Origin of the sequence: Succiniclasticum ruminis DSM 9236, from assembly GCF_900112895.1 — a bacterium.
GTDB lineage: Bacteria > Bacillota > Negativicutes > Acidaminococcales > Acidaminococcaceae > Succiniclasticum > Succiniclasticum ruminis.
The window spans coordinates 113645-124834 of record NZ_FONL01000005.1; the positions used below are offsets into that span (position 1 = coordinate 113645).

General features: G+C 35.9%; 7 protein-coding genes and 1 pseudogene. 7 read left to right on the top strand and 1 reads right to left on the bottom strand.

From position 1 onward, the window contains the following. Nucleotides 1–66: 66 nt before the first annotated feature. Nucleotides 67–1095, bottom strand: coding sequence for an acyltransferase family protein (locus BM159_RS05675; protein WP_093913290.1), 1029 nt, complete (start codon nucleotides 1093–1095; stop codon nucleotides 67–69). A gap of 206 nt (nucleotides 1096–1301) precedes the next feature. Here BM159_RS05675 and glf point away from each other — a divergent pair, with 206 nt between their 5' ends. From glf to BM159_RS05710, 7 genes and pseudogenes are all read left to right on the top strand, one after another. Beyond that, entirely contained in the window at nucleotides 1302–2405 is a 1104-nt protein-coding gene (gene glf / locus BM159_RS05680; RefSeq protein ID WP_093913291.1) for a UDP-galactopyranose mutase, read from the top strand. 101 nt (nucleotides 2406–2506) lie between these two features. Beyond that, the gene (locus BM159_RS05685; RefSeq protein ID WP_093913292.1) at nucleotides 2507–3748 is read left to right on the top strand and encodes a glycosyltransferase; all 1242 of its coding nucleotides are present in this window, start codon (nucleotides 2507–2509) and stop codon (nucleotides 3746–3748) included. 53 nt (nucleotides 3749–3801) lie between these two features. Continuing rightward, complete coding sequence (locus tag BM159_RS05690; RefSeq protein WP_093913293.1) at nucleotides 3802–4968, top strand: nucleotide sugar dehydrogenase; 1167 nt, start codon at nucleotides 3802–3804, stop codon at nucleotides 4966–4968. A 78-nt stretch (nucleotides 4969–5046) separates the two neighbouring features. Beyond that, entirely contained in the window at nucleotides 5047–7524 is a 2478-nt protein-coding gene (locus tag BM159_RS05695; RefSeq protein ID WP_093913294.1) for a glycosyltransferase, read from the top strand. A 95-nt stretch (nucleotides 7525–7619) separates the two neighbouring features. Continuing rightward, the gene (locus tag BM159_RS05700) at nucleotides 7620–8804 is read left to right on the top strand and encodes a hypothetical protein (RefSeq protein ID WP_177205934.1); all 1185 of its coding nucleotides are present in this window, start codon (nucleotides 7620–7622) and stop codon (nucleotides 8802–8804) included. Between the two features lie 16 nt (nucleotides 8805–8820). Then, nucleotides 8821–9875 (top strand): annotated as a pseudogene (locus tag BM159_RS12255) (acyltransferase family protein). 32 nt (nucleotides 9876–9907) lie between these two features. Then, the coding region (locus BM159_RS05710) for a glycosyltransferase (protein ID WP_093913297.1) at nucleotides 9908–11190 on the top strand (1283 nt) is incomplete at its 3' end.

The following is an 11190-nucleotide window of genomic DNA, read 5'->3' on the forward strand; positions in this document are numbered from 1 at the left end:
GCTTTTATATGAAGCACACTTGATAATGGGGACTTTCGCTATATAAATACCAGCATTGTTGTAGTGTTAACGAATGCCAAACAAAGATTTTAAGAAAGCAGAACGGGTTACAAGATATGCCAGACCAAAGCAAAAGAAAAATTTCCCAATTATTCGGAAAACAAGATATGCGTAAAAACCTTTTCCGATAGGGATTAATGTATTAAAGAAAGTTAAAAGAGAATGCCAATTAATATAAAAACAACCTAAAATATCAAAGATTAAAATCAGGACACTATAAACACCCAGCCAAGATAAAATTTGGGCAAGAACTTTAGTATAATGTGAAATATAACCGGAAAGAATAAATACACAGAGGCAACCGCCTATGCTACCTACGATGTCAATGATTCCATGATAAACGTTAGCACGATACAAGGCTACGTCTTTAAAGTTTATAATACACCAGACCCAGCACAAGCTAAGTATCAGCATAATAACCATTTTACATTCTTGTGAAATATGTGGGAAAATTGATCGGTGAATATCTTTATATAAAAAACCAAAATACATAAACAGTAAACCGAAAAATCCGGATTGAATACAAAACGGTAACCATATAAAGTCTTTTGATATAGTAGCAAACAGAAATAAAATAATTACCGTGCAAATGCGTAGCGTTTGTTTTTTTTCGGAAAGATATTTTAAGGTAATGCTGCTCCAAAATAATGCCCATAAGAACCAGATTGCGCCAACAGAAGAGGCTTTGAAAGGAATTTTCTGGTTATAACCTCCACCGTATAGCGCAGTGATTAGTTTTGCAAAGCCTGCTTGAAAATAGTCTGCACCATGACTAAATGCCATTATCATGGAGAAAATAACTATCAATATAGATGCTGTGGCATATGGCTTCATTAAGCTTAAAAATTTGTTTTTAACATACGCGTAAAAATTTGTTTTTTGATTAAGAAGAAAGCCACTGATATAAAAAAACAGGGGCATATGAAAAGTATATACTACTTTTACTATGCCATACACACCCAAATGTCCTAATATTACACAGATTATGCCAATGCCTTTTGCGATATCAATGATATTGTTTCTTTTCTCTTCCATAAGACAGCTCCACTATGAATAATAAAGATTGCATTTCATTATATCAGATGTTGGCTTTAGTTTAAAGGAGATTTTTAATTATAAAATGGAAGTTTTTTGTGCTATAATTATTTAATTAAAACTGTTTTGATTTTATAAGTGACAACAGTTTCTTGTTTTTCTGTACGTTAAATTTTAGAGACCATTAAAATGGAGGTAGTTGGTTCATGTATGATTACTTGATTGTAGGCAGTGGTTTGTTCGGCAGTGTATTTGCGCATGAAATGAAAGCCCGCGGAAAAAGTGTACTGGTCATTGAACGGCGTGATCATGTAGGCGGAAATATTCATTGCGAAGAAAAAGAAGGCATTAATATCCATCAATACGGAGCTCATATTTTCCATACAGACTACAAAAATGTGTGGGAGTATGTGAACCGGTTTGTAGAATTTAATAATTATGTGAATTCACCGGTAGCCAATTATCATGGGGAACTGTATAATTTGCCGTTTAACATGAATACATTCAGCAAGATGTGGGGGGTAATTACGCCGAAAGAAGCAGCGGAGAAAATTGCCCAGCAGAGGAAAGTGATTACCGGCGAACCAAAAAATCTGGAGGAACAGGCAATTTCGCTAATTGGTACTGATGTCTATACTAAACTGATCAAAGGTTATACAGAAAAGCAATGGGGCAGAACCTGTACTGAGTTACCTGCCTTTATTATCAAAAGACTTCCTGTCCGCTATACGTTTGATAATAATTACTTTAATGACCGTTTCCAGGGAATTCCCATGGGCGGCTACAATAAGCTGATTGATGCATTGTTAGAAGGCATTGAGGTTCGAACCGGTGTGGATTACAATGAGCAGCGGGAGGTATACAGGGATTCGGCCAGGACGGTAATATATACCGGTCCTATTGATGCCTATTTTGGGTATCGGCTGGGGCAACTGGAATACCGCGGTTTGCGTTTTGAAACAGAACGACTGGAGGAAGAGAATCATCAGGGCGTTGCGGTTATGAATTTTACCGCACGGGAAGTTCCATATACCCGCAGTATCGAACATAAGCATTTTGAGTATGGAAAGCAGCCGGTTACTTATGTGACAAAAGAATATCCGGCAGAATGGAGACCTGGTGAAGAAGCATATTATCCGGTTAATAATGATAAAAACCAGCTTCTATATGAAAAATATGCAAGCCTCGCGAAAAAAGAAAAAAATGTGATTTTTGGCGGTCGACTTGCAGAGTACAAATATTACGATATGGATGACGTAATTTACAGTGCATTGCAGTGTGTGGAAAAAGAACTGGCAAAAACAAAATAGCACAGGTATCAGGCTAATGAGGTGTTGACAAAGCGCATTGTTGGCAATAGGGAACTTCGGAAAATTAGTTTGATAGTTCAGATAGGCATGGAGGAGCAGGTTTGATTAGTCGACCTAAAGTATCGGTTATTGTGCCGGTATACAATGAAGAACGATTTCTGCAAGAATGTATGGACAGTGTGTTGACGCAAACGCTGAAAGAGATTGAGGTGTATTGTGTTGATGATGGTTCAACAGATAAGTCGTTAGACATTTTGAAACAATATGCAAAAAAAGATTCCCGGGTCATTGTTGAAGTTCAGGGGAACCTGGGGGTTTCTACCGCTAGGAATAAGGCGTTGCTCCATTGCAACGGTGAATTTGTGTGTTTTATGGACGGTGATGATTTATATCCTGATAAGAATATTTTAGAAGTTCTTTATAAAAAGGCCATAGAGCATAACGCAAAAATATGCGGCGGTTCTATGGAAGGTTTTGACGGCAGAAGGAAATGGACTTTTTCTGGCTATTTAAAAGATTTTACAATTCCAGAGGAAGGAATTATCCGTTTTCAGGACTATCAATTTGATTATGGTTACCAACGCTTTATTTTTGAAAGAAAACTACTGATCGAAAACGACATTCTTTTTCCGGATTATAAAAGATTTCAAGATCCGCCATTCTTTTTAAAAGCAATGTTAAAAGCCGAAAGTTTTTATGGAGTAAAAGAAGTTACTTATAATATTCGTTCCGGGCACCAGCTTCCGCCGGGTGCCTGGCCGGCAGAAAAAATTAATGATATGTTGCGTGGCTGGCTGGATAACTTGTCCATGTCTAAAGAACTGCATATGGCAAAACTGCATAATGTTGTGATCAGCCATATTGATGAGGCGCATATGCAGGAAGCCATACAAACCTGTCTGGCACAGGACAACCGAGATACTTTTATATTGTTGTTAAAAATCAATGAAGCTATCGATACGGAGTTGCTGGATGAAAATAAGGATAAAAAAGATTATATCATAACCCAGTTACGGGATTTATATAACCGTTATTGTCGCAATATTAATGAATGTTGTGCAAAAGTTGAGGAGAACAGGAAGCTACAGGAAGGAAATAAAAAATTAAGTGTTGAAAATAATGATTTAAATGAAAAAAATCAAAACCTGAATCATGAAGCAGAACAATTGCGGAATGAAAATGCAATGTATCGACAGAATCTAATCCTGTTGGATGAGCAAAAGCAGCGGTTAGAGGATGAGTTGTGGCATGTATATCATTCGGTATCTTTTCGTACAGGGCGGATATTTACCTATATTCCGCGAAAAATACGTGATTTTTTATGGAAAAATAAAAACCGTTAATGTTAATATAAATGCAGTTTTTATCTTAATATTAAAGAAAAGAGGGTATTGGGTTGAAAATCGCTATTGCAGGTACAGGGTATGTAGGTTTGTCAAACGGCATTTTATTGGCGCAGCATAACAAGGTGGTAGCTCTGGACATTATTCCGGAAAAAGTTGCGCTGCTGAATGCCAAAAAGTCGCCAATTGTAGACAAAGAAATAGAAGAATATCTGGCTGAAAAAGAGCTTGACTTTACAGCAACGTTAAGCGCCGAGGAGGCGTTTAACGGTGCTGCTTTTATTATTATTTCCACGCCAACCAATTATGATCCGGATAAGAATTATTTTGATACTTCTTCTGTGGAATCGGTCATTGATCAGGTAATCAAAATCAATCCGGATGCAGTTATGGTCATCAAGTCAACGGTTCCGGTAGGTTATACGAAAAGAATAAAAGAAAAATACCACACGAATAACATTATCTTTTCTCCTGAATTCCTACGGGAAGGGAAGGCACTGTACGACAACCTGTACCCATCGCGTATTGTAGTGGGGGAAAAATCGGAACGGGCCAAAACCTTTGCCAGCCTGCTGGCAGGAGGGGCTATCAAAAAGGATATCCCCATGGTGTTTACTGATTCTACGGAAGCGGAGGCAATCAAGCTGTTTGCCAATACCTATCTGGCACTGCGGGTGGCCTATTTCAACGAACTGGACAGTTACGCCCAGGTGCGCGGCCTGAACACAGAAGATATCATAAAAGGCGTGTGCATGGACCCGCGCATTGGCGATTTTTATAATAATCCATCCTTTGGTTATGGCGGATATTGCCTGCCGAAGGATACCAAACAGCTGCTTGCCAACTATGCCCATGTGCCCCAAAACCTGATTGGCGCCATAGTAGCGGCAAACCATACCCGCAAGGATTTTATTGCAGATTCCATTTTAGCCAAAAAACCGAAAATTGTAGGTGTGTACCGCCTTACGATGAAAACGGCATCGGATAATTTCCGGGCTTCTGCAATTCAGGGCGTTATGAAACGGATCAAGGCCCATGGGGTTGAAGTAGTTGTGTATGAGCCAACCTTGAAAGATGACAACTTCTTTAACTCCCGGGTGATTCGCGATTTTGATGAATTTAAGAAGATCAGCGACGTGATTGTAGCAAACCGTTGGGAGAAAACACTGGAAGATGTGAAGGACAAGGTATATACTAGGGATTTGTTTACGAGGGATTAAGCTATATTATTATTGGCCGTATTGTTACAAGATTTATTTCAATAAGAATTTTCAAACTGTTTAGAAGGAGTGCTCGTAATGTTGCCCAAGGTATCGGTTATTGTTCCCATATTCAACAAAGAAAAATACTTGAGAAACTGTCTGGATATTTTATTAAGCCAGTCACTTCAGGATATAGAAATTATTTGTGTCGATGACTTTTCTGTAGATTCAAGCCGAGAAATTCTTTATGAATACGCAATGAAGGACAACCGGATAATATGTGTTTTCCATGAAGAGAATAAAAGCACTTCCCAAACAAGAAAAGATGGCGTTCTTGTATCGACCGGTCAATACATTATGTTTGTTGACGGTGATGACGAGTTGTATCCGGACAGTTGCGAAAAGGCGTATAATGCTATAGAGAAATATCAGACAGATATAGTCCACTTCAACACCACTATTAATAATTGTGCTAAAGTTCCACAGGCCAGAATTGATATGAATAAAAAATTAGTTCAGCCTTTTTTGGGAAATTTAGTGACGGAAGATTTAATTATTTCTTGCTGGAAAGATAGAAAATTTGGATTTCAGATCTGGAATAAGATTTATAATGGTCAAATTGTTAGAAAAGCATTTTCGGAAGTTGAAGACGGGAGTTTCCCAAAAGCACAGGATTTATATGCATTCTTTTTAATTGCTTTTTATTCTAAAACGTATTATGGGATAGAAGATGAACTATATAAATACAATTTTGGCTTGGGCGTTACCGGTCGGGATTTTATTCCGTTAAGTAACTTTAGAACGTTATTAACCGAAAAAAGAGTCCATGAAGCTTTGACACGTTTTTTAGAAGGCAAACATGAAAAGGAAAAATACAGTGAGGTTCTACAGGGCATTTATAATGGCTTTTTAAATGAATGTGTGGTGCGATGGCGGGACAATCTTTATGATTCTGCTAAATCAGAAGGTTTTGAATTGTTGACAGAAGTATTTGGTCTGGAAGATGTTTTGTGTTTTCTGGCGAGAACAGACTGGGATCCGGAAGTTCGTATTGGTGAACTGATGAAAGATGTAGCGTTCTTTCGCTATAAAAAACGAGATAAAAAGAAAAAAACGATTGCAGCATATTACCGATGTATTGCGAACGGTGGCGCACAGCACGTGGTAGCTATGCTTTGCAATCGCTGGGCCGAAATGAAGGATGAAAGCGGAGACTATCTGTATGACGTTGTTCTAGTAACAGATGTTGAACCAGTGGCCGATGAATATGGTTTGTCTAAAAAGGTGAAAAGAGCTTTTGTACCACCGTTTGCGAGTTCAGTGAAAGAACATTTTCGGGAACGATATAAAGCTTGGGTTAATATAATACAAGATTTTAACATTGATATTGTGGTAAGTAGCTTATGGGTGGATCCTGTTATTTACTGGGACATGCTTGCCATAAAGGGACAAAAATCGAAACCGGCTTTTATTATCCATACCCAAAGCTTTTGTGCAGTGCCTTTTGAATTTCAGGGGAATAATGCAACAACTCAAATTTATAAATATATGATTTGTGATGGGGTAGTAACATTATCTGAATGCGATAAGTTATTTGTTTCCTCGTTTAACAATCATGTTCGTTATATAGACAATCCTATAGCTTTTAAGCCACAAGAACTTCCTTTAAGTACTTACGATGAAAATACATTAGTCTGGGTTGGTCGTATTTCTTATGAAAAGCAGCCATTAGACGCTATAAAAATGATGAAATTTGTGGTCGAAAAAATACCTGATGCAAAGTTGCTTCTCGTTGGTGATGGAAATGAGACTTTAAATAAACAGATTCGCGAATTAATTCAGCAATATGAATTAGAGGCCAATATAGATGTGATTGGTTTTACATTGGATGTTGGAGCGTATTATAAACGTTCTTCAGCGATGATCTGCACCTCAAAATATGAAGGATTTTGTCTAACTATTGCCGAAGCGTTAGCTTTTGGTTTACCCGTAATAAGTTATGATATGCCTTGGTTAACTTTTATGCAAGACGGAAGAGGAATCATTACAGTGCCGCAAAAAAAATATGAAATATTAGCCCAAACTGTGGTTGAACTGCTTAGTAACAAAGAGCGCATAAAAGAATTAGGAAAACAAGGGAAACAATTGATAACAGAAATTGCAAACGAGAATATAGAAATAGAATGGGAGGATTTTTTTGAAAATATTCCGATAGCAAAAGAAAAAGATAATGAGCAAGATTTTGCAAGGATACTTTTTAAATATCTTACATTATATCAATATGACGGTAAAATCAAGGCCGTAAACGCAGAAATTCAAAAGGTAAAACGCGTTGACAATGAATTGAAAAAAGCGAAAGCAACGCTACAAAACGCACAAAATAAAAACAAAACATTGGAAACCAATCTAAAGAAAGAAACAGAAGAGAACAAAAAGGGCAAAGCATTACTTGATAAAATTAAGCGAGAAAAAGATTTCTTTGCGAAAGAACTAACTAATGTCAAGAGCGGATATTCTTTTAGAATAGGACGCATTATTACCTGGTTGCCCAGAAAACTGACGGGAAGGAAGTAACTGTTGTGTATAGTTACCTAGGTATAAGCCTGACATTGTGAACTTAAAGTTTTATAAAGAAAAATAATTAAAGAAAGGCAATTTTGGTAAATCAAATGAATAAAATTAGCTTTTACAACATTAATAAAAAGACAACTAGAATTGATTTTACGGTAGTAACGGAGATGGATAGTGTACCAAGAAATGAAGAAAATATTTATTTTGAATTCAATTGCGAAAATAACGTATCAAATTCGGCTTTGGCCTGTTCATTTATCGCATTGATTATGAATGCGTATAAAAAAGTATATATTGATCTTCCACTTCCACAAAACTGTCTGTCTTTTTTACGTAATGGTTTAAAATCGGAAATCACTTGTAAAGAAGAGATTGCAGACTCAATTAATAACCGAAATAATACTAATTTGAACAATATTGCACTGTTATTTTCAGGTGGTTTTGATTCTTTAGCTGCTATGAATTTGTTTAATCCAGGTAGGCTAAAACTTATATCCTTGGACTACGGGGGGGTCTTTGCTGACGAAAAGTTATGCTTCAGTCAATTTAAAACATATAATGTTGCAACCAATTGTCGAGCGAGTAACTTTTTTAAGTATGCTAGTAAATTTTATGTACCCGCTTTCAGTATAGGAGCAATACTTTATGCAGAAAAACTTGCTATCGGTTATGCAGCTTCGGGTGATATTTTAGAAGCATTTCACGATTTTAATTGCACTTACCCAAACTATGTTTACCCAGGAAGTTATCTTAATATACGACAAGTTAGACCAACATTTGGTTTAACAGAAGTTGGTACAGCAATGATTGTAAAAAAGATGTTGCATCCATCGTTAATTAATACGGCAATCAATTCGCTAGCTAAACCGGGATCAACAAAAAGATTACGAAAAGATGTTCTTTTGAATTTTGTGGGAGGGGAATGCCCAATAAATACCATTAAAACCCCGTTGAAATTTGGGCGAGACTATGTAATGGATTTTCTTTTTCTACATATTTTTAAATATAATAAATCTTTAGGTGAAAAAATGGTGACTTCCGTTCCTAAAGATGTAATAGAGTTCTTAACTTGCCATAAATTAGATTTTTACAAAAAAATTAATCCTAAAAGCTTACGTAATATACCTGATGATATTAATATGAATTTCTTTTTAGATACATTATATAAATGCGGAATCGATATTTACAATAGTGAAGATTTTAAAGAATTGCATGAGACGAGAAGTTTGCTTGCTAAATATTACAACGAAGAAAATAAAAATATCAAAATTGGGGTTTTATAGAAAAACTGGAGTGTTTATGCAAAGATATAATGCAATAGATTGTTTAAAAGGAATATCGTGTATTGCCGTAATTTTAATTCACTTTAATTTTTCGGGAAATTATGGCATTGTTGCCAGTACGCTATCCAAGTTTTCGGTTCCTTTTTTCTTTTTCGTTTCCGGTTTCTTTTTTAATTGGGACGAAACCAAAAAGAAGATCTTACATGTTTTGAATCTAATCATAAATGCAGAAGTATTTTATGTCATCTTTACGATTTTGTATAATTTGTTGTTTTTTTCACAAAATAGGTTGTTTTCCGTATTAGAGAAACGCATTACGTTTGATCATTTTTTGCGTTTTCTCATAGCCAATCATCCACTAATATATGGTCATTTATGGTTTATGTTTTCATTACTATATATTTATATATTATTTTATTTAATTTATACAATTACCCCCCCCCCGGGTATATTAAGAAACTTAAAAACAATAAGGCCGCATATGTAGTTTTGGGTATTGTACTAATGATAGGGTTCTCTGCTCTTGATAATTTTCATAATGTTTTAGGTATTAAATCCTATTTCAAAACACCTTTTTCGACCAGCTATATCTCATACTTTCATTTATTTATTTTTAGAGCTTTGCCGTTTTTTTGTTTGGGAATATATTTTAGACTTATAGAAACGAAAATTAGAAATCTTCCATCGGTTTTATTTAGGAAGGATGTTTTTTCGTGTTTACTTGCGTTAGGCGGGGTATTGAGTGTATGGGAACGCTTTAATTTTCATTCATCTCAGTATTACCTTGGTACATATATTATTTTTATTTTATTATGTTTATTTTCCATTAAATATTCTGACTGGAATAATAAAATGTTAAACTTTATAGGGAACAAACTTTCCTTAAATGTATATGTTTATCATATTGCAATTGGATGGTGCGTTTCTTTATTATCATGGAAATATCGTTATATTGATAAAACTTTTTTTGCGAGTGTTAAAGGTTTTGTCATAGTTTTGGCTACACTATTGGTTACGTATATGGTTTATAATATTAAAAGTTACCTAAAGTATTCTAAAAAAATGAAATAATAGAAAGAAAACTTTAAAGGAGCGTATTGATTATGGGAATTCCGAAAGTTTCCGTTATAATCCCAGTATATAATGCACAGAATTATTTAAGTGAATGTATTGACAGCGTTTTAAGACAAACGATGCAGGATTTTGAAGTTATTTGTATTGATGACGGATCCAGTGACGATTCCTATTCAATTCTAAAAAAATATGCAGAGACTGAAGAAAGAGTAGTTTTGTTTTCGCAGACAAATCAGGGAGTTAGTACCGCCAGAAATGTTGGAATAGACAAAGCAAGAAGTGAATATATTTATTTCTTGGACAGCGATGATTATATAGAACCCAACATGTTAGAAATTGCCTACAAGGAAATGGAAAGTAAATCCCTTGATATTTTATATTTTGAGACATTTGCTTTTGGGGAAGAGGGAATTCCGCAGAATATTGTCGATGACAAAAATAAGTATTATGCAGTGAAATTCGATTATAATGCAGTTTATGGCGGAAAAGAATTGCTATGTAAAATGCGGGTTAATTATGATTACAGTTGTTCGGTATGGAAACAGATGATACGAAAATCATTTTTGTTTGAAAGTCAGGTTCGTTTCTATCAGGGGATTATCCACGAGGATGAATTGTACACTTTGCAGACAATGTTGCTTGCGAGACGGGTTGAATTTATTCACCGGGTTTTGCACCACAGGAGGCTGAGAGCTAATTCTATTATGACTCGGTCCATAGGGTTTGATTCTGTTTTTGGCTACTTTGTATGTTTAAAAGAGGCTTATAGATTTTTGCTGCAGAATGAATGTACTGAAAATGAGTTGAGCAGTTTATTGAGCTTGCTTAGAAGTTTTTCGGTCAATGCCCGAAATCAATATGGAAGGTTATCTGAGCAGGAACAGAAAAAGCGAAATATGCTTTCAGAAAATGATAAGTTTTTATTTAATTTGGCTATTGCAGACAGCTTGGATTTAATAAAACAACGTGATAAAGTAACTGGAGAAAAACAAAACCTCGTTCGAGACCGCGATGCTATAGCTAAAAAACTAATCGAGAAAGAAAATAGTTTTGTAATGATAGAACAGGCCAAGGCAGACGTCGCAAGGAAGTTGGCGGAGACGGAACAGAAGACTGTGAAAGCTGAGCAGGAGAAAGCGGACGTCGTGAAGAAATTGGCGGAGACGGAACAGAAGGCTGTGAAAGCAGAACAGGCCAAAGCGGACGTCGCAAGGAAGTTGGCGGAAGCGGAACAAAAGGCTGAGAAAGTCGAGCAGGAGAAAGCGGATATTGCGAAGAAGCTGACAGAAACGGAACAGAAGGCTGTGAAAGC